Source organism: Streptomyces zaomyceticus (genome assembly GCF_014656215.1).
Taxonomy (GTDB): domain Bacteria; phylum Actinomycetota; class Actinomycetes; order Streptomycetales; family Streptomycetaceae; genus Streptomyces; species Streptomyces zaomyceticus.
In genome coordinates this window covers 140,955-160,198 of the sequence record NZ_BNBZ01000005.1, presented here as the reverse complement: position 1 = coordinate 160,198, position 19,244 = coordinate 140,955, and the positions used below count along the sequence as shown (strand labels likewise).

17 protein-coding genes are annotated in these 19,244 nt (G+C 72.8%); 9 read left to right on the top strand and 8 right to left on the bottom strand.

What is annotated here, in order from left to right; translation table 11 throughout:
* Positions 1-123 precede the first annotated feature (123 nt).
* The 3 genes from IE311_RS09595 to IE311_RS09585 form a co-directional block, all read right to left on the bottom strand.
* The gene (locus tag IE311_RS09595; RefSeq protein WP_189831160.1) at positions 124-1,158 is read right to left on the bottom strand and encodes a LacI family DNA-binding transcriptional regulator; all 1,035 of its coding nucleotides are present in this window, start codon (positions 1,156-1,158) and stop codon (positions 124-126) included.
* A gap of 184 nt (positions 1,159-1,342) precedes the next feature.
* On the bottom strand, positions 1,343-1,672 hold the full coding sequence (locus IE311_RS09590) for a putative quinol monooxygenase (protein WP_189831159.1): 330 nt from the start codon (positions 1,670-1,672) through the stop codon (positions 1,343-1,345).
* A 45-nt stretch (positions 1,673-1,717) separates the two neighbouring features.
* Entirely contained in the window at positions 1,718-2,479 is a 762-nt protein-coding gene (locus IE311_RS09585; RefSeq protein ID WP_189831158.1) for an IclR family transcriptional regulator, read from the bottom strand.
* Positions 2,480-2,792: 313 nt separating this feature from the next.
* Between IE311_RS09585 and IE311_RS09580 the strand changes: the two genes are divergently transcribed.
* From IE311_RS09580 to IE311_RS09570, 3 genes are all read left to right on the top strand, one after another.
* On the top strand, positions 2,793-4,556 hold the full coding sequence (locus tag IE311_RS09580; RefSeq protein ID WP_189831157.1) for a VanW family protein: 1,764 nt from the start codon (positions 2,793-2,795) through the stop codon (positions 4,554-4,556).
* A 120-nt stretch (positions 4,557-4,676) separates the two neighbouring features.
* Positions 4,677-5,708: a serine hydrolase domain-containing protein gene (locus tag IE311_RS09575; protein ID WP_229901816.1), complete on the top strand. Its 1,032-nt coding sequence runs from the start codon at positions 4,677-4,679 to the stop codon at positions 5,706-5,708.
* A 114-nt stretch (positions 5,709-5,822) separates the two neighbouring features.
* Positions 5,823-6,446: a GNAT family N-acetyltransferase gene (locus tag IE311_RS09570; RefSeq protein WP_189831155.1), complete on the top strand. Its 624-nt coding sequence runs from the start codon at positions 5,823-5,825 to the stop codon at positions 6,444-6,446.
* A 55-nt stretch (positions 6,447-6,501) separates the two neighbouring features.
* Here IE311_RS09570 and IE311_RS09565 read toward each other — a convergent pair whose 3' ends face one another.
* Entirely contained in the window at positions 6,502-9,591 is a 3,090-nt protein-coding gene (locus IE311_RS09565) for an AfsR/SARP family transcriptional regulator (protein WP_189831154.1), read from the bottom strand.
* Between the two features lie 138 nt (positions 9,592-9,729).
* On the opposite strand from IE311_RS09565, the gene IE311_RS09560 reads away from it, so the two are divergent.
* The 5 genes from IE311_RS09560 (at position 9,730) to IE311_RS09540 (ending at position 14,699) form a co-directional block, all read left to right on the top strand.
* Positions 9,730-11,175 (top strand): glyceraldehyde-3-phosphate dehydrogenase, encoded by a 1,446-nt coding sequence (locus tag IE311_RS09560; RefSeq protein WP_189831153.1) that lies wholly within the window; start codon positions 9,730-9,732, stop codon positions 11,173-11,175.
* Positions 11,176-11,318: 143 nt separating this feature from the next.
* Positions 11,319-12,215 carry a DUF817 domain-containing protein gene (locus IE311_RS09555; RefSeq protein ID WP_229901815.1) on the top strand — a complete coding sequence of 299 codons (897 nt, stop codon included), beginning with the start codon at positions 11,319-11,321 and terminating at the stop codon, positions 12,213-12,215.
* A 124-nt stretch (positions 12,216-12,339) separates the two neighbouring features.
* On the top strand, positions 12,340-12,543 hold the full coding sequence (locus IE311_RS09550) for a cold-shock protein (protein ID WP_015031667.1): 204 nt from the start codon (positions 12,340-12,342) through the stop codon (positions 12,541-12,543).
* Between the two features lie 232 nt (positions 12,544-12,775).
* On the top strand, positions 12,776-14,230 hold the full coding sequence (locus IE311_RS09545; protein WP_189831152.1) for a DEAD/DEAH box helicase: 1,455 nt from the start codon (positions 12,776-12,778) through the stop codon (positions 14,228-14,230).
* Positions 14,231-14,339: 109 nt separating this feature from the next.
* A complete protein-coding gene (locus IE311_RS09540; RefSeq protein WP_189831151.1) occupies positions 14,340-14,699 on the top strand; it encodes a MazG-like family protein in 360 nt (119 codons plus the stop codon).
* Here IE311_RS09540 and IE311_RS09535 read toward each other — a convergent pair.
* The 4 genes from IE311_RS09535 to IE311_RS09520 all read right to left on the bottom strand — a co-directional run bounded on the left by IE311_RS09535 (position 14,686) and on the right by IE311_RS09520 (position 18,411).
* The gene (locus IE311_RS09535; protein ID WP_189831288.1) at positions 14,686-15,879 is read right to left on the bottom strand and encodes an ABC transporter permease; all 1,194 of its coding nucleotides are present in this window, start codon (positions 15,877-15,879) and stop codon (positions 14,686-14,688) included. The genes IE311_RS09540 and IE311_RS09535 overlap by 14 nt on opposite strands.
* Positions 15,880-15,950: 71 nt before the next feature.
* A complete protein-coding gene (locus IE311_RS09530; protein ID WP_189831150.1) occupies positions 15,951-16,658 on the bottom strand; it encodes an ABC transporter ATP-binding protein in 708 nt (235 codons plus the stop codon).
* Positions 16,655-17,725, bottom strand: a complete 1,071-nt coding sequence (locus IE311_RS09525) for a peptidoglycan-binding protein (RefSeq protein ID WP_189831287.1) — start codon at positions 17,723-17,725, stop codon at positions 16,655-16,657. Before IE311_RS09525 ends, IE311_RS09530 begins: the two co-directional genes overlap by 4 nt.
* Positions 17,726-17,757: 32 nt before the next feature.
* The gene (locus IE311_RS09520) at positions 17,758-18,411 is read right to left on the bottom strand and encodes a hypothetical protein (protein WP_189831149.1); all 654 of its coding nucleotides are present in this window, start codon (positions 18,409-18,411) and stop codon (positions 17,758-17,760) included.
* A 135-nt stretch (positions 18,412-18,546) separates the two neighbouring features.
* Between IE311_RS09520 and IE311_RS09515 the strand changes: the two genes are divergently transcribed.
* Positions 18,547-19,242: a response regulator transcription factor gene (locus IE311_RS09515; RefSeq protein ID WP_189831148.1), complete on the top strand. Its 696-nt coding sequence runs from the start codon at positions 18,547-18,549 to the stop codon at positions 19,240-19,242.
* The last annotated feature ends 2 nt before the right edge of the window (positions 19,243-19,244 follow it).

Sequence of the window (19,244 nt, the reverse complement as noted above, 5' to 3'; positions counted from 1 at the left end):
CCAGGGGTCCTCGGGCGGGCGCCGGTGCCCGCCGCGGCCCGGCCCGGTGTCCGCGACGGTCGGGCCGGCCGGCTTCCGGCGCGACCGGGTCGCCGGGTGTCGGCCGCGCCGGGTGGCCGGGTGTCAGGAGGAGGCGCGGACCACGAGTTCGGTGGGAAGCATCCGGCGGGGCTGCTCGTCCGGCTCGCTGGGTGCGGCGATCTCCTGGAGGAGCAGCCGGGCCATCGTGCGGCCCATCTCCTCGATGGGCTGGCGGACGCTCGTCAGCGGCGGGTCCATGTGCCGGGCGACGGCCGAGTCGTCGACGCCGACGAGGGCCACGTCCTCGGGGACCCGGCGGCCCGCCTCGCGCAGGACGCCCCGGGCGCCCGCGGCCATGACGTCGGAGGCGGCGAAGACGGCGTCCAGGTCCGGTCTGCGGTCCAGGAGTTCCCGCATGGCGCGCCGCCCGCCGTCCTCGGTGAAGTCACCGTTCGCGACGAGCAGTTCGTCGGGGGCGAGTCCGGCCTCCGACAGGCCCTCGTGATAGCCGTCGAGGCGGCAGCGGGCCACGTACATGTCGAGCGGTCCGGTGATGGTGGCGATGGCGCGCCGACCGCGCGCGGCGAGATGGGCGACGGCGGTCCGGCCGGCGCCCGTGTTGTCGGAGTCGACGAAGGCGACCCGCTCGTCCTCGGTGCGGCGGCCGTTGAGGACCGCGGGCAGTCCGAGGGCGCGGACCTGGTCGGGCAACGGGTCGGAGCCGTGCACGGAGACGAGGAGGACGCCGTCGACGCGCTGCGCGGCGAGGTACTGCTCGAAGCGCTGCCGCTCCTGTTCGCTGCGGATCAGGGTGAGCAGCAACTGCTTGTCGGCGTCGGCGAGTTCGCTGCTGACGCCACGGATGATGTCGAGGAAGTACGGCTCGGCGAAGAGCCGGGCCTCGGTCTCGGGGATGACCAGGGCGACGGCGTCGGTCCGGCTGCCGGCCAGGGCTCGGGCGGCCCGGTTGGGGACGTATCCGAGTTCGGCGACGGCCCGCTCGACGGCGGCCTTGGCCTGTTCGCTCACCCGGGGGGAGCCGTTGATGACCCGGGAGACCGTGCCGCGGCCGACTCCGGCCCTGGCCGCGACCTCCTCAAGGGTGGGCCTGCCGGTCTGCCGCCCGCTCACCGCCATGTGCCGCTTCTCCCCTCGGGCCGCCGCCCCGCCTGCGTGTGCACGCGAACCTATCAGGCGGGACGGCGCGCGCCCGGGGGTGCCGGGGACGGCCGGGACGCGGGGCTCCGACGGGCCGGGGCGGGCCCGGGCGCGGGGCTTCGACGGGCGGGGTCCGGCGCGGGCGCGGGGCTCCGGGGGCGGCTCAGGCGCCGGTCGGGGCGAGCTCGGCCATGGCGCCCCAGCCCTGCTGCGGAACCTCGACGTTGATGATCTCGGGGGTGGTGGCGATGGCTCCGGCCATGGCCGCGAGACCGGCCGAGAAGTGCGCGGAGGCGACATGGGCGGCGCCCGCCTCGGCGTCGGCGAAGGCCTCCAGGAGGACGAAGACGTTCGGGTCGTCGACACTGCGGGACCAGTCGAAGAAGAGGTTGCCGGGCTCCTCGCGGGTGGCGCGGGTGAAGTCGGCGACCAGGTCGAGCCAGCGGTCGGCGTGGTCGGGGCGGGCGGTGAACCGTACGGCGATGAAGATCATGCGTCCAGGCTGCCGCGCGACGCCCGCCGCGGCCAGCCGGTCCGGTCAGGATTCCGGCAGGGCCGGAAACTCGGGTACGGCACGGGTGAGCGCGGCCCGGATCTCGCCCTGGCGCCGCCCGAAGTCGGCGGTCGGCAGCGAGACGGAGAGGGCGTGCACGATGCCGTCGCCGCGCTCGGGCAGGGCGACGGCGAGGCAGGTGTACGCGAGGTCGGCCTCGCCCACCGACACGGCGAAGCCCTGGCCGCGCACCCGCTCGATCTCGGCCTCGAAGCGCTCGGTGCCGGTGATCGTCCGCTCGGTGAAGCGGGCCATTCCGTGCTCCGCCAGATACCGGCGGCGCAGCGGACGGGGCAGCGCGGCGAGCAGCGCCTTGCCGTGGGCGGTCGCGTGCGCGCGCTCCTCGGGGCCCGGAGCGAAGGGATGGGCGGTGTCGGTGACCGGGGCGGTGGTGTCGACGACGGTGATCAGACCGTCGCGGTAGGCGGTGTGGTACGCCTCCGCGCCCGTGGCCCGGCGCAGCCGGCCGAGAAGCGCGCCGGTCCCGGCTCCCAGCCCGTGGTGCCGCTGGTGGGAGCGGTACAGGGCCGGGACGCGGGGGCCGGGGGCGTATCCCTCGGCGGTGCGAACGAGGTAGCCGCGCTCAAGGAGGGGCCCGGTGAGGTGGTACACGGTCGAGAGGGCGCAGCCGAGCCGCCGTGCGAGCGCCTTGGCCCCGACGGGCCGGTCGGCGTCGGCGACGGCGTCGAGGACGGCGAGGGCCCGGTCGACGGACCGGGGCCCGGGGCTCGGGGGCGAGTCAGGCACCGGTCCAGCTTAGGCGGAGCGGTGAGGGCGGGGCGCCGGCCAGGGGCGGAACCTCGCCGGGAGGTCGTGACGGGCGCCGCGGCGGGCCGCTTCCCGGTTCTTCCGCGGAGGCCCAGCCCCTGCGGTTCCTCCGCGGAGGCTCAGCCCCGGTCCGGGGACGCCCGGGCCGGGATCCGGGGACGCCCGGGAACACTCCGTACAGACTCCGCTCCCCTCCGTATCTCCGCAGGTCAAACCACCCTTATGTGCATAAGACACTCTTTCGGCGTACCGTCGAGTGGTTCCCCCCATCCTCGACGCCACGGGAGAGCGTGTGCCCCGCTCCAGGACCGACCATGCCCCGACGCCCCACGAGGGGCGCCGACCCCGTCTTCGCACGGCGGCTGTCGCGACGGGCGTGGTCGCCGTCGCCGCGGGCGGCCTGTACGTGGCGGGGCTCGTGGCCACCGGCGACGACATATCCGCCGGCACCCGTGTCGGCGGTGTGGACATCGGCGGCATGAGCCGCGCGGAGGCGCAGGCCAAGCTGGCGGCCGAGGCTCCGGCCGCGTGGAGCGCGCCGATACCCGTGCGGGTCGGCGACCACTCCGCGAAGGTGGAGCCGGCCGCCGCCGGTATGACCGTGGACCTGGCGAAGACCGTCGACGAGGCCGCCGATCCCTCCCGTGACCCCTTCACCGTCATCGGGCGGCTCTTCTCCTCGGGCGAGCGGGAGATCCGGCCGGTCCTCGCGTACGACTCCGTCAAGGCGAAGGCGACCGTGGCCGGGCTCGCCGAGAAGAACGACCGCGCGGTGCGCGAGGGGTCCGTCGCCTTCCGCGAGGGCAGGGCCGTCGCGACGCAGCCCGTGACCGGCCAGAAGCTGGACACCGGGAAGGCCGTCGAGACCCTGCGCGCCGCCTACCCCGCCACCGGGGCCGCGGCCGTCACCCTGCCCGTCGCGGTGACCGAGCCGAAGCTGCCCGCCGCCGAGGTGAACCGCTTCCTCGACACGTACGCGACGCCCGCCGTCTCCGGCCCGGTGACGCTCACGACCGGCGACCAGCGGGTGCGGATCTCCGCCGCCACGCTCGGCGACCACCTCACCGTGAAGACCGAGAACGGCCGGCTCACCGCCGCGCTCGACGCGGAGGCCCTGCTCCGCGACCCGGACGTGGCGCGGCCGATCGCCTCGCTGTCGGGCGCGCCCGTCGAGGCGACCCTCGGGGTTCGGGACGGCAAGGTCGTCGTGGAGGAGGAGGGCCGGCAGGGGCACGAGGTGACCGCGAAGGCCCTCGGCGACGCCGTGACCCCGCTGCTGGCCAAGTCCGGCTCGGCGGCGCGGACCGCTCCGGTGGCCACGACGGTCACCGAGCCCGAGCTGAGCTCCGCCTCACTGGCCCGGCTCGGCATCACCGAGCAGATGTCGACCTTCACCGTGAACTTCCCGGCCGCGCCGTACCGGACGACGAACATCGGCCGGGCCGCCGAGCTGATCAACGGTTCGATCGTGCAGCCGGGCGAGGTGTGGAGCTTCAACAGGACCGTCGGTGAGCGCACCCCGGACAACGGCTTCGTCGACGGCACGATGATCCTCGACGGCCAGTACCGCTCGGCGCCCGGCGGTGGTGTGTCGGCCATGGCCACCACCGTCTTCAACGCCATGTTCTTCGCCGGGGTGAAGCCCGTCGAGTACGGCGCCCACTCCTTCTACATCGAGCGCTACCCGGCCGGCCGGGAGGCGACCGTCGCCTGGGGCTCGCTCGACCTGAAGTTCCGCAACGACACCGGAAAGCCGATCTACATCAAGGCGGGCGCGACGGACTCCTCCGTGACCGTGAGCTTCCTCGGGACGAAGAAGTACGACTCCGTGGAGGCGGTCGCCGGAGAGCGGACCAACCTGAAGGAGCCCACCAAGCGCGAGGGCACCGGCAAGGCCTGTGTGCCGCAGCCTCCCCTCGAGGGCTTCGACATCTCGGTGGACCGGGTGTTCAAGGACGGCGGCACCGAGGTGAAGCGCGAGACCTTCAAGACCCACTACACCCCGCGCGACGAGGTCACCTGCAAGCCGGTCGACGGGGACACCGACGGCGGGTGACGCGCGGACGGCCGACGGGAGACGGAGGCCCGGAAGGGTGTCTTCCCGTACGGCCGGGGCATGACTCCGGAGCACGGCCCACCAGGCCAGGGCCGCCCTCAACCCCGTCGGAGGCACGCCTTGGCAGAGCGCAGCGATCCCTTCGAGCGACTCCTCGGCGACGCCGTGCGCGCGGGCGTCTGCCCCGGCATGGTCTGGGCCGTGGGTGACGCCGGTACGACCCTGACCGAGGGGTCCGTCGGCCTCCTCGACCCGACGCGGCCCGGGGAACCGATGCGGCCCGGCACGCTCTTCGACGTCGCCAGCCTCACCAAGATCCTCGCCGTCTGGGCGGTGATCGGCACCCTCGTCGACGCGGGGAAGCTCGACCTGGCCGCCCCGCTCGGCGACTACTGGTCGGAGGCGGCGGGCCGGCCGCTCTCCGACGTGACGGCGCACCACCTCCTCACCCACACCGCGGGCATGCCGCTCCGCGCCAACCTTCGGCACCTGTACGGCTCCGACCCGCAGGACGTCCGGGACGGTGTCCTCGCCGAACCCCTGCGACACCGGCCCGGGGAGGCCGTCGCGTACACCGACCGGGCGGCGCTGATCCTCGGCTACCTCGCCGAGCATCTGACCCGGAGGCCACTCCCCCGGCTCGCCGAGGAGCGGGTCTGGACCCCGCTCGCGATGACGGAGACCCGGTACGGCCCGCTGCGCGAAGCGGTCAGGGAGCGGTGCGCGCCCACCGAGTACGACGAGGAGAGCGGCGCCCCTCTCCAGGGCGTCGTCCACGACTTCTCGGCACGGCTCCTCGGTGGCGCGTGCGGGATCGCGGGGGTGTTCACGACCTCGGCCGACATCGGCCGCTTCCTGCGCCATCTCCTGTCCCCGGTGCCGGGGACCTTCTCCGCCGGGTGGACGGCCGCCTCGCTCCGCGTCCACACCGGCGAACTCGTGCCGCCGCGGGGCCTGTTCTGGCATCCGGCGCCGGGCACGGAGCCTGCGGACGACATCTGGGCGCACTTCGGCTTCACCGGCACGGGCCTCTGGGTGTCGCCGTCCCGGGGCCGCTGGGCGGTCCTGCTGACCAACCGCCTCCGGCTCACCCGCGACCCCGGCCCGCTGGCCCGGGTCAGGGACGTCTTCAGGGCCCTCGCCCTCCCGTGACCGTCCCGCGAAGGCCGTCCCGCGAAATTGACGTGCCGCTGCGCGGCGACTCTGCGAGCCTGCACCCCGATCGGACGATCTTTGACGAGCTCGACATCCATGGAGTGCACGACGATGGGTTTCACCCTTGAGGGACCGGTCCTGGAGGGCGCGCTCGTGCGCCTGGAGCCGCTGGGGCGGCACCACGCGGCCGGGCTGGCGGAGGCGGCGGAGGAGAACCGGGACACCTATGCGTTCACCCCCGTGCCGAGGCGCGAGGAGGTCGACGCGTATGTCGAGGAGAGGCTCGCCGCCTCCGCCGCCGGGGTGCTCGCCCCCTACGCGCAGGTGAGCGTGGCGACCGGCCGCACGGTGGGCCACACCTCCTTCCTGGACCCGCGTCCGTGGCCGTCCGGCGAGGGCCTGTGCGCGGTCGAGATCGGCTACACCTGGCTCGCGGCCTCCGCCCAGGGCACGGGGATCAACAGGGAGGCCAAGTACCTGCTGCTCCGGCACGCCTTCGAGCACTGGGGCGCGGCCCGGGTGGACCTCAAGACGGATGCCCGCAACGCCCGTTCCCGGGCGGCGATCGCGGGCGCGGGCGCGACCTTCGAGGGAGTCCTGCGGAACTGGTCCCGTTCCTGGGCCCCCGGCGAGGACGGCCTCCGCGACACCGCGATGTTCTCGTTCGTCTCCTCGGAATGGCCCGCACGCCGGGCGGCGCTGGAAGAACGTCTGGCCGCCGGGCGGTCCGCCTAGGTCGTCTCCTCCGGAGCTAGGCGCCCCGGGTCGGGCGAGCGCCGGAGGGGACGGGCTAGGCCTTGTCGAAGGCGGCGCCCGGGCAGGACCCGCCGGACCGTGGCGGGTCGGGATCGGGAAGGGCGGCCAGGCCTTCCAGGCTCTCGTCGATCCGCATGGTCAGGTTGTGGTCGCGGGCCAGGTCCAGGCAGGACTCCCAGGTCGCGCGGGCCGCGTCCCACTCGCCGAAGTGGTGGTGGGCGCGGGCCGTGAAGACCAGGCAGTCGGCCGTCCCCCCGACGTCCTCCATCCGGTGCCGGATGCCGAGCGCCTCCCTGAGGGCCGCGAAGGACTCGTCGCGGCGGCCGAGATCGCGGAGGATGTCGCCGTACTTGGTGAGGCTCGTGGCGAGGAACACCCAGTGGCCGTCCGCCCTCAGCAGCTCGACCACCCGCAGACGGTCCGCCGCGGCCTGCTCGAAGTCCCCGAGCAGTTGCCGGGCGTCCGCGATCCTGCTGAGCACGAGCGCCTCGCCCCGGGAGTTGCCCGCCTCCCGGTACAGGTCGCGGGAGAGTTCGGCGTACACCAGCGCCTGCTCGGCGTCCTCGATCTGGGAGTAGAGGGCCGACATGTTGCCGAGGATCGAGGCGCGGGCGAGTACGTCGCCGCGGGCCGTGAAGAGGTCCAGGGCGATGCGGAGGTGTTCGAGGCAGGCCTCGTTGCGGAAGGCCATGCCGTGGGCGACGGCGGTCCGCCGGTGCAGCCATGCCTGGCCGAGGGTGTCGTCGTGGGCTCGGGCGATGTCCATCGCCTGGCCGAGGCAGGCGTCCCACTCGGCTGTCCACCAGTGTGTTCCGGCGTACCCGAAGAGCCCCACGGCGAGCCGCCACGCCATGTCGGAGCGGCCCAGCTCCCCGGCGCGGGTGAGGGCCTCCCGGATGGCCGGGAGTTCTCCGGTGGTCCAGCGGATCGCCTCGTCGTCGTCGGCGAACTCGGGGATCGACAGGGGTTCCCCGGTCTCCCGTTCCAACGCGGGCGGGGACTGTGTCTCGCGGGTGGCGGCGAGCGACGCGGCCGCGAGAGCGGTGACGTACCAGGAGAGCAGCCGCAGGGCGGCCGCGGTGCGCTCCGCCTCCGTGTCCTCCTCCTCGCCCCGCTGCCAGGCGTACTCGCCGAGGAGGTCGTGGAGCACGTACCGGTCGGGCTCGGGGTTGAGTACGAGGTGGGCGTCGGCCAGTACGTCGAGGACGGCCGCGGCACGGGTCTCGGTGACGTCGAGGAGCGCGGCGGTGGACTGCGGGGTGACCTGGTGGCCCGACCAGACCCGGCCGAGCAGACGGAAGGCCCGGGCGCCTTCGCGTTCCAGGGGCTCGTCGCTGTCGCGCATGGCCACGTAGCTCATGGCGAAGGTCCGCTGGACGTCGAAGGTGCCCATGGCGAGGGTTTCGAGGCGGCCCTGGTGGGGGGTGAGTCGTTTCGCCAGGAGCGCCAGGGGCCAGGTGGGGCGGGAGGCCAGCCGGCCGCCGACGATGTGCAGGGCGAGCGGCAGGCCCCCGCAGGCGGCCATGATGTCGGCCAGTGCCTCCGGCTCGTCGCGTACGCGATCGGCCCCGGCGAGCGCGGCGAGCAGCGCGTGCTGCTCGGCCTCCGGCAGCGGTGCGAGCGGGACCTTGACGGCGCCGGGCAGGTCGGCGAGCAGCTGCCGGCTGGTGATCAGGGCGGCGCTCCGCCCACCGGCGGGGAGCAGGGGTGCCACATGGGCGGCGTTGCGCGCGTTGTCGAGGACCAGCAGGACGCGGCGCTCGGCGAGAGCGGCGCGCAGGAGGAGGGCGCGGTCGTCGGTGTCCTCGGGGAGGGTGTCGTGGTGGACGCCGAGGTCCGAGAGGAAGCGGGCGAGCAGCTCGTGGGCGGTGCGCGCGCCGTTGACGCAGTAGCCGCGCAGGTCGGCGTAGAGGGCTCCGTCCGGGAAGGCCTCGCGCACCCGGTGGGCGATGTGGACGGCGAGGGCGGTCTTGCCGACGCCGCCCATGCCGGAGATGACGACGGGCCTGATGGGGGCGGAGGGCTCCGCGGGGCCGTCGGTGTCGGTGTCTCTGCCGCCGGTGGCCGGGGTGCCGGCGGCCGGGGTGCCGGCGGCCGGGGTGCCGGCGGCCGGGGTGCCGGCGGCCGGGGTGCCGGTGCCTTCGGCGCCCGGATCCGTACCGTCGGCACTCCGGTCCGCGCCGGCACCCGCACCCGTTCCCGGGGGCGCGGTGTCGGGTCCGTCCCCCGTCGCTCCCCCGAGCAGCGCCCGTACGGTCGCGATCTCGGCAGCGCGGCCCGTGAAGGCGTCCCCCTCGCGGGGCAGCTGGAAGGGCGGCCGGGCCGCGGAGGGACGTGGCGGGTGGGCGCGCGGGCGGGGCGCGGCCTCGCCCGCGAGTACCTCCTGGTGGGCCTGCTGGACGGCGGCGCCCGGTTCGGTGCCGAGCTCGTCGACGAGGCTGCGGCGCAGCCGCCGGTAGACGGAGAAGGCCTCGGCCTGGCGGCCGGACCGGTGCAGGGCGAGCATCAGCCGGCGGTGGAAGCCCTCCCGCAGGGGGTGCTCCGCCGCGAGGGTGCCGAGCGGGGCGACGGCCTCGTGGTGCCGTCCGAGGTGGAGTTCGGCGTCGAAGCTCCACTCGAGGGTCTGGAGGCGGGCCTCCGTGAGCTGGTGGACACGGAGCGCGGGCCCCTCGGTGTCGGCGAAGGGGGCCAGATCGGCGAGGGGGGTGCCCCGCCACAGGGGCATGGCGAGGGCGGTCTCGCGCCGGACCTCCTCCCAGTCCTCCTGCCGGTGCGCGTGCCGTACGGCCCGGACCCGGGCCTCGAAGACATCGGCGTCGAGCTCGCCGTCGTGGACGAGCAGCTGGTAGCCGGGGGCCACGGTCCGCAGCCGTTCCTCGGGCCCGTGGTCCGGGGTGGCGAGGATCCGGCGCAGTCGGGTGAGGTGGTTGGCGAGGGCGGCGTCGGCGCTGGCGGGTACGGAGGCGCCCCAGAGGGCCGCCTTGAGGGCGTCCCTGGAGACGGGGCGGTTCGCCTGGAGCAGCAGCGCGGCGAGGAGGACGCGGACCTTCGGCCCGGTGACGGGTCGCAGCTCCGTCCCGTCGTGGACGACCAGCGATCCGAGCAGCCCGAACGTGACCACCATGCCCCCGCATCAAGGTAGGTCGGCCCGCCCGAGCGGAGGCGGATCCCGACGGCCCCATCGTACGGTTCGGCACCCCTTGATTGATCGAACCGGCCGGGGGTTACCATATGAGCGCCGCCTAGCTCGAAAGATAAACTTGTGACTGTCAATGACGACTCGTTCACCAGCTGGAAGAACCGCGAGGAGATCGCGGAGTCGATGATCCCGATCATCGGGAAGCTGCACCGGGAGCAGGACATCACCGTCCTGGTCCACAGCCGCTCCCTGGTGAACAAGTCGGTGGTCAGCATCCTCAAGACCCACCGGTTCGCCCGCCAGATCGCCGGCGAGGAACTGTCGGTCACGGAGACGCTTCCGTTCCTGCAGACGCTCACCACCCTCGATCTCGGCCCGTCCCAGATCGACATCGGCATGCTGGCCGCCGAGTACAAGACCGACAACCGCGGTCTCACGGTGGAGGCGTTCACCGCCGAGGCCGTCGCCGGTGCCACCGGTGAGAACAAGATCGAGCGCCGTGACGGCCGTGACGTCGTCCTCTACGGCTTCGGCCGCATCGGCCGCCTCGTCGCCCGCCTCCTCATCGAGAAGGCCGGTTCGGGCAACGGTCTGCGTCTGCGCGCGATCGTCGTCCGCGGCGGTGGCGAGCAGGATCTCGTGAAGCGTGCGTCGCTGCTGCGCCGCGACTCGATCCACGGCCAGTTCCAGGGCACGATCACCGTCGACGAGGCGAACAGCACCATCGTCGCCAACGGCAACACCATCAAGGTGATCTACGCCAACGACCCCTCCGAGGTCGACTACACGGCGTACGGCATCGAGAACGCCATCCTCATCGACAACACCGGCAAGTGGCGCGACCGCGAGGGCCTGTCCAAGCACCTGCGCCCCGGCATCGACAAGGTCGTCCTGACCGCGCCCGGCAAGGGTGACGTGCCGAACATCGTGCACGGCGTCAACCACGACACGATCAAGCCGGACGAGCAGATTTTGTCCTGCGCCTCCTGCACCACCAACGCGATCGTGCCGCCGCTCAAGGCGATGGACGACGAGTACGGCGTGCTGCGCGGTCACGTGGAGACGGTCCACTCGTTCACGAACGACCAGAACCTCCTGGACAACTACCACAAGGCCGACCGTCGCGGCCGTTCCGCGCCGCTCAACATGGTGATCACCGAGACCGGTGCCGCCTCGGCCGTCGCCAAGGCGCTGCCGGAGCTGAAGGCCCCGATCACGGGCAGCTCCATCCGCGTCCCCGTCCCGGACGTCTCGATCGCGATCCTGAGCCTGCGCCTGGGCCGCGAGACCACCCGCGACGAGGTCCTCGAGTACCTCCGCGACGTCTCGCTGCACTCGCCGCTGAAGCGCCAGATCGACTTCACCACGGCCCCCGACGCCGTCTCGATGGACTTCGTCGGTTCGCGTCACGCGTCGATCGTCGACGCCGGCGCGACCAAGGTCGACGGCGACAACGCGATCCTCTACCTCTGGTACGACAACGAGTTCGGCTACTCGTGCCAGGTCATCCGGGTCGTCCAGCACGTCTCCGGCGTGGAGTACCCGACCTTCCCGGCTCCGGCGGTCTGATCCCCACCGGCTCCTCGCACGGCGGCGCGCCGCATCTCCTCCGGGGGTGCGGCGCGCCGCCGTTCCGCTTCGCCACCCGGCGCCTCGGCCCCCGCCCGAGGCGCCGGCGAACCGACCGCGACGGGTCCGACGTCCCTTCCCCCATGACGACGTTCACGCACGGGACACGCCAGCTCCTGCGGTTCGCGGTGCTCGAGGCACGCTGCTGCGCCTTCGCCGTCGCCCTCGTCGGCGGCATCGCGGTCTCGACCCTGCTGCCGGATCTGCCGATCGCCCGCTACGACCTCCTCCTGCTGTACGGGATCGGTCTCACCGTCCTCTCCTGGAAGGTCGGCTGGGACACCGGGCGCGACGTGGCGGTGATCGCCGGCTGCCACGCCATCGGCCTGCTCTTCGAGTTGGTCAAGGTGCGGATGGGTTCGTGGAGTTATCCGGAGGAGGCGCTGACGAAGGTCGGCGGGGTGCCGCTGTACGGCGGGTTCCTCTACGCGGCGCTCGGGAGTTACGTCTGCCGGGCCTGGCGTCTGTTCGACCTGCGGCTGACCGGCTACCGGCCGCGCGTGACGGCCGTCCTCGCCGGCGCCGTGTACGTGAACTTCTTCAGCCACCACTGGCTGCCCGACGCCCGCTGGGCCCTGGGGGCGCTGCTCGTCGCCGCGACGGCGGGCAGCTGGGTGCGGTTCCGGGTGGCCGAGCGGGAGTACCGGATGCCGCTGGCCCTCTCGTTCGTGCTGATCGGCTTCTTCCTCTGGATCGCGGAGAACGCGGCGACGTACGTCGGCGCCTGGAGCTACCCGGACCAACTCGACGGCTGGCAACCGGTGTCGATCGCGAAGTTCGGTGCCTGGGCGCTGCTCATCACGGTCACCTTCGTCCTGACGGCCCACGGGGCGAGGGCCGGGGTCCGGGGCCCGGCCGGAAATGCCTCCGCCGCCGGGCGGCGGCGCAATTCGACAATTCCGTGCACGCATGCAGGGGACGTGGTACAGTCGACAGCAGTTGCAGTTGTGGTTCCCAAAGAAACTTACAAGTGCCTTTGACGATTCGACATCGTCAGGCACTTTCTGTGTTTTCGGTGCAGTTTTCCGGACGGGGCAATCATCACGGCGACTCCGGGATCCGCACAGTGTGGATTCCAGGGCTACGCCCCGAAGGAGATTTGACATGGCTAACGGCACCGTGAAGTGGTTCAACAGCGAAAAGGGCTTCGGCTTCATCGAGCAGGAGGGTGGCGGCCCGGACGTCTTCGCCCACTACTCCAACATCGCCACCTCTGGCTTCCGTGAGCTCCAGGAAGGCCAGAAGGTGACCTTCGACGTCACGCAGGGCCAGAAGGGCCCCCAGGCGGAGAACATCCTCCCCGCCTGACGTTGACACGTCCGACGCAGCTGGGGTCCTCACCCGTGTGGTGAGGGCCCCGGCTCGTTGCATTTTCCAGGCTTTTCAAGCCTTTCCAGACTTATTGACGGACCGGACGCCGCTTTTCAACCTCGGACTGGCCGGATCCGCACGCATATCGCGTCGGTACGTTCCTGTAATTCATTGGGCCCGCGGCCCAACCGCGAATTCCTCGAAGCGCACCGTTTCGAGGAAGGTCCCCATGAACAGCACGAACGGTACAAACAGCACCCCCCGCACGGACAGGGCGCGACGCGGCCACGCGGCGAGGAACGAGCTCACGGCGCCGTCCACCGGCACCCCCGCCCTGCCCCCGGCCGCCACCTTCGCCGAGCTCGACCTGCCGGCCGAGGTCCTCGGCGTGCTCACCCGCCTCGGCGTCGACGAGCCCTTCCCGATCCAGTCCGCGACCCTGCCCGACGCCCTCTCGGGCCGTGACGTCCTGGGCCGCGGGCGCACCGGGTCCGGCAAGACCCTCGCCTTCGGCCTGCCCCTGCTCGTCCGCACCGCGGGACGCCGCGCCGAGGCCCGCAAGCCGCTCGCGCTGGTCCTCGTCCCCACCCGTGAACTGGCCCAGCAGGTCACGGACGCGCTCGCCCCCTTCGCCGAGGCGCTCAAGCTGCGTCTGACGGCCGTCGTCGGCGGTATGTCGATCGGCCGGCAGGCGACGGCGCTGCGCGACGGGGCCGAGGTCCTGATCGCCACACCGGGCCGCCTCATGGACCTCGTGGAGCGCAAGGACTGCCGTCTGGACCGGGTGGCCGTCACCGTCCTCGACGAGGCCGACCAGATGGCCGATCTGGGCTTCATGCCCCAGGTCACCGAGCTGCTCGACCTGGTGCGGCCCGAGGGCCAGCGGATGCTGTTCTCGGCCACGCTCGACCGCAACGTCGACCTGCTGGTCGAGCGGTACCTCAAGGACCCCGTCGTCCACTCCGTCGACCCGTCGTCCGCGACCGTCTCCACCATGGACCACCATGTGCTCCAGGTGCACGGCGCCGACAAGTTCGCCACCGCCACGGAGATCGCCGCCCGTGACGGACGGGTCATCATGTTCCTGGCGACGAAGGCGTCCGTCGACCGCTTCACCCGGCACCTCCTGGGCAGCGGGGTACGCGCCGCGGCGCTGCACGGCGGCAAGTCCCAGCCCCTGCGGACCCGCACCCTGGACCGTTTCAGGACCGGTGAGGTCCCGGTGCTCGTCGCCACCAACGTGGCGGCGCGCGGCATCCACGTCGACGAGCTCGACCTCGTCGTGAACGTCGACCCGCCCGCCGACGCCAAGGACTACCTGCACCGGGGCGGCCGCACCGCGCGCGCCGGCGAGTCCGGCGTCGTCGTCACCCTCGTCACCTCCGAGGAACGACGTGACGTGGCCCGCCTCATGGCCGACGCGGGCCTTCACCCCCAGGTGACCCAGGTCCGCTCGGGCGAGGCCGAGCTGAGCCGTATCACCGGCGCCCGGACCCCCTCGGGCGTTCCCGTCGACGGTGCCGCGAAGAGCCAGGAGGGCGTCAAGCGCGGTGGCGCGGCCTTCCGCGGCATGGGCACCGTCCCGGGCCGCCCCGGCCGCGCCAAGAACGAGTCCCGGCGGGCCGCCGAGGCCCGCAAGACGGCCGAGGCCCGCCAGGCCGCGCGGATCCGCCGCGGCGGGTGACGCCGGCCGGTTCCCCCTCCACCCCTCCCGGCGGGCGGCTACCGTCCACATGACGGGGCCGCCGCGACCGCTGCGGCCCACCGCGCGACGGCACACCCGAGGAGACCTCGTGAGCGACAACGACCCGTGGGAGACCGTCCGTTCGCTCGCCGCGCATTTCACGGAGTTCGACGCCGAACGGGGTCTCGCTCCGGAGGAGCAGTGGACGCTCCAGGTCCTCAAGCTCTCCGAGGAGGTCGGTGAGGCCGCGCAGGCCGTCCTCGGGGTCCGGGCGGTGAATCCCCGCAAGGGCCGCACCCACAGCTGGGAGCAGGTGCAGGAGGAAGTGGTCGACGCCGTGATCACCGGCATGGTCACCCTCACCCGGATGCGCCCCGACGACGCCGCGGACTTCTTCGCCGCCGTGCTCGCCGAGAAGGCGGGAAGGTTCCTCCCGCCCGGCGACACGCCGACGATCACGTCGCGTTGAGCGCCACCGTCGGGTGGAGGCGGGAGGCGCGGATCGCCGGGTAGAGGCCCGCGATCACGCCGATCAGGAGCGTGGCGGCCAGGCCGCCCGCGAGGGACCAGGGCGGGACCACGGCCGTCCAGCCCTGCACCCGTGCGAACCCGTACGTCGCCGCCGCGCCCAACAGGGCCCCCGTCGCCCCGCCCAGGGCCGACAGCAGCAGGGACTCGGTCAGGAACTGCAGCCTGATCGCGTTCCGGGTCGCGCCGAGGGACCGGCGCAGGCCGATCTCCTGACGGCGCTCCAGGACGGAGACGACCATGGTGTTGGCGACGCCGACACCGCCGACCAGGAGGGCCACCGCTCCCAGACCCAGCATCAGAGTGGTCAGTCCCTTGTCTGTGGCCGCCTTGGCGGCCAGCGCGTCCGAGGGCCGTGAGACCTTGACGCCCCCCTCGCTTCCGGGGCTGATCGTGCGGGCCAGGATCGCCCGTACGTCCTCCACCGAGGCGTCCGTGGACCGCTCGAAGACGGTGGTCGGGTGGCCGTCGAAGCCGAAGTGGCGCTCGGCGGCGGGGAATCCGACCATCGCCACCCGGTCCAGGTTCGGGACGAGTTCGAGCGGTTTCAGGATGCCGACGACGACCACCCGGACGTCGTTCATCATGATGGTCTCCCCGGTGCGGGTGATACCCAGCCGGTCGGCGGCCACCGCTCCGAGGACCGTGACCGGGAGCCTCTCGCCGGCCGGGTCGAGCCAGACTCCCCTGTCGACCTCGCCGCCGAGCGCGACCAGGAGGTCGGTGCGGACCGCCTGGGTGGTGACCCCCGCCGTGCGCTCCTCGGGGACCAGGTCGCTGCGGCGGATGCGGGCGTCGACGTTCCCGGTGCCGGTGGCGTGCCGGACGGGGCCGATGCGCTCGACCATCGCGACCGCGTTCCTGGGGAGTGTGACGTCCTTGCCCGAGGCGTCCTTGCCCGCCTCGGCGGTGAGGAGGTTGGTGCCCAGGCGGTCGAGCCGGGCCATCAGGTCCGCGCGGCTGGATTCGGACAGGCCGACGACCGCGACCATCGTCGCGATGCCGATGGCGATGCCGAGCGCGGAGAGCACCACCCGCGCACGGCGCGCGCGGAGACCGACCGCGCCGAGGCCGAGGACGTCCCGGGCGGAGAGGCGTGAGGGCTTGAGGGTGTCCTTCACAGCGATGTCTCCCACGGCCGTGTCTTTCACAGCGGTGTCTTTCACGGCGATGTCTTTCACGGCGATGTCTTTCACGGCGAGGCTCCTTCACCGGGGAGGGCGGCGCGCTCGTCCGCGACGATCACGCCGTCCTTGAACCGCACCCGTCTCGGCAGCGACTCCGCGATCCCGTTGTCGTGGGTGATGACGCAGACGGTGGTGCCCGAGGCGTTCAGCTCGTGCAGCAACTCCATGACGATCGCGCCGGAGGCGGTGTCGAGCGCCCCGGTCGGCTCGTCCGCGAGCAGCAGCCGGGGTGCTCCCACCAGGGCGCGGGCGATGGCCACACGCTGCTTCTCGCCGCCGGACAGTTCGTTCGGCGTGTGGGAGCCGCGGTGGTCGAGCCGGACCCGGGCGAGCGCTTCCCGCGCCCGCGCCCGGCGTTCGCGACGGGGTACACCGGCGTACAGCAGCCCGTCGGCGACGTTGTCGACGGCGTCACGGCCCGCCGCCAGATGGAAGTGCTGGAACACGAAGCCGATGTGCCGGGCGCGCAGGGCGGAGAGCCGGGAGTCGGAGAGCGTGGACACCTCGTGGCCGGCGATCCTGACGGTGCCGCTCGTCGGCCTGTCGAGGGTGCCCATCACGTGGAGCATCGTGGATTTGCCGGAGCCGGAGGGGCCGACGACGGCGAGCAGTTCGCCCTCGTCGACGGTGAGGTTCACTCCGCGCAGGGCATGGACGCCGCCGGGGTACGACTTGGCGGCGTCCCGCAGTTCGACGACGGGGGTCGGGCTCATGACGCGGCCACTCCGACCTTCAGGCCTTCGCGCACGTCCGGGCCGCTGACCTCGATCTGCCCGTCCGCGGTCATGCCCGTCTCCACCCGTATCGTCGTCGTGGTGGTGCCCCGGACGATCTGGAGGCCGTAACCGCCGTTCTCGCCGCGCAGGGCGAGGACCGCCTCGACGGGGACCGCGAGGACCCCCTTGCGGGCCTCGCTGACGAACTTCACACTGGCCGGTGCCTTGGTGTCCTCCCCGGCCGCCGCGCTCGCGCCGCCGTCAAGGACGACCTCGACGACGATGCCCTCCTGTGCGCCGGCGCCGTCCCCGGAGCCGGTCTCCTCGGGGCGTACGGTTCCGTCGACCCGGCCGGCCACGGTCTTCCCGCTGGGCAGGGTGATCTCGACCTTGGTGCCCGCGGCGGTGAGGGCACCGTCCGTCTGGTCCAGGTGTGCCCGGACGACGGGCTTGGTGGAGGCGATGGTCAGGACGGGTTCGTCCGGGCCGACCTGGTCGGCGAGGGCGGCGTCGACGGAGACCACCTTCACCTCGCCGGGCTGGAAGACCACATGTCCTCTGCCGACCTTGCCGGTGGGTTCACGGTTGAGGGACTTCTGCCACCGCTTGACGGCGGTCTCGGTGTCCTTGTCGTACCGCGTGTCGACGTACAGACCCGCCCCGTGGCCCAGGTCGCGGAGGTTCCGCTCCAGTTGGAGCACGTCGGTGCCCCGGTCGCCGGTCCTCATCTCACGGAACATCGGGACCGGCCCGTAGAGCAGGGTGACGGGCTTGTCGTCGAGTTCGTACAGTGCCTGTCCCCGGGTCAGGGTCCTCCCCTCGGCGGCGGCCACCGTGACCGTGCCCGCGACGGCGGACCTGACGGGCCGGCGCTGCGCGAAGTCGAGCCTGCCGTCGACGGTCTTGGACTGCACGAGGTCGGTGCGGACGACGGTCGCGGTGGCGGGCGGCAGATCGCCGGAGGTACGGGAGCCGCCCGTGCCCCGGCCTTCGCCGAGGAGTCCGAGGGCCCCGCCGTCACCGAGGAACGCGACTCCCCCGGCGACGGCGGCGACGACCGTCATCGCGCCGAGGACGCGGAAGGTGGTGCGACGCCTCACTGCATGCCGTCCAGACCGTCGAGCAGCTTCGTCCTGCAGGCCTCGCGGGCCTGCTTGTACGCCGGGGAGCCGCTGTCGATGGTCGGGGACGCCGGGTTCGGGTCGCCGCCCGGCTGGGCGTTGCCGCCGCTCATCGTGGGGTTGGTGAACCGGGAGACGCCGTTGTCCCGCATGCACTTGGCGTGCGCGAGCATCGACTCGTAGTCCTTCTGCTGGTCCCTCTTGGGTTCGGCCTGCATGGCCTTCTGGAGCTCGGCGACACAGACGCCGTTCTTTCCGCCCTTGGCGGCCTCCATCTGGCCGGGCCGCGAGGAGATCTCCTCGACCTTCCCCCAGTCGAGGTGGCCGCTGAGCTTCGGGTCGGGGTAGTCCTTGTAGCCGCCCTTGACGCGCATGCACCGGACGTAGGCCAGCTGGGCGTCGTAGAAGGCGCTCTTCCCGGCGGGCCGGGTGCTCGGAGTGCCGTCGCCCTTCGCGGTCGGCGAGGCCGTGGCGGTCTCCGGCACCGTTGCGATGTCGTCGTTCCTCGGTGCGCCGGAGGCGCTGTCGTCACCGCCGCCGCACGCCACGGTGAAGGCGAGGACGGGGAGCACGGCGAGCGCGGTCAGGCGAAGCCGGGCGGGGATACGGGAGGTTGTCTCGGGGCTCATGACGACGACCCTCGCCGGGCCACGTGATGACGACTCCATGGCGACATGATGGGAAGGTAACAATGCCCCCCGACCTGGGCATCGCCCCCGCCTCGGGGCGGTGGGGCGGTCCGCGCGGCACCCATAATCGACCGCATGCCGCATGTACTGCTGATCGAGGACGACGCGTCCGTACGGGACGGAATGGAGCTCGTGCTGCGCCGGCACGGGTACGACGTCGACACGGCGGCCACCGGCGAGGAGGCGCTCGCCCTGCTCGACGGCCCGGCCGGCGGGAAGGTCGAGCTGGCCGTCCTCGACCTGATGCTGCCGGGGATGGACGGCTTCGAGGTGTGCCGCCGCATCCGTGCCCGGACGGCCGTCCTGCCGGTCATCATGCTGACGGCGCGCGGGGACGACCACGACATCGTGACGGGCCTGGAGGCGGGCGCCGACGACTACGTCGTCAAGCCGGTGACCGCGCCCGTCCTGGAGGCGCGGATCCGGGCCGCGCTGCGACGCGCCGAACCGTCCGGGCAGGCACGGTCGGCCGAGGCGGATCTCGCGGGGCTGGTGATCGACCGGGCCGGGCTCACCGTCACCAAGCAGGGCGTCACGATCCCGCTGCCGCCCACCGAGCTGAGGCTGCTGCTCGAACTGTCGGCCTCCCCCGGCCGGGTCCTCAGCCGCGAGCAGCTCCTCGAGTCCGTCTGGGACCACACCTTCCTGGGAGACTCCCGGCTGGTGGACGCGGCGGTCGGCCGGCTGCGGGCCAAGCTGGAGGACGTACCGGCGAGACCGCGGTACGTGCAGACGGTGCGGGGCTTCGGCTACCGCTTCGGACCGCTGTGAGC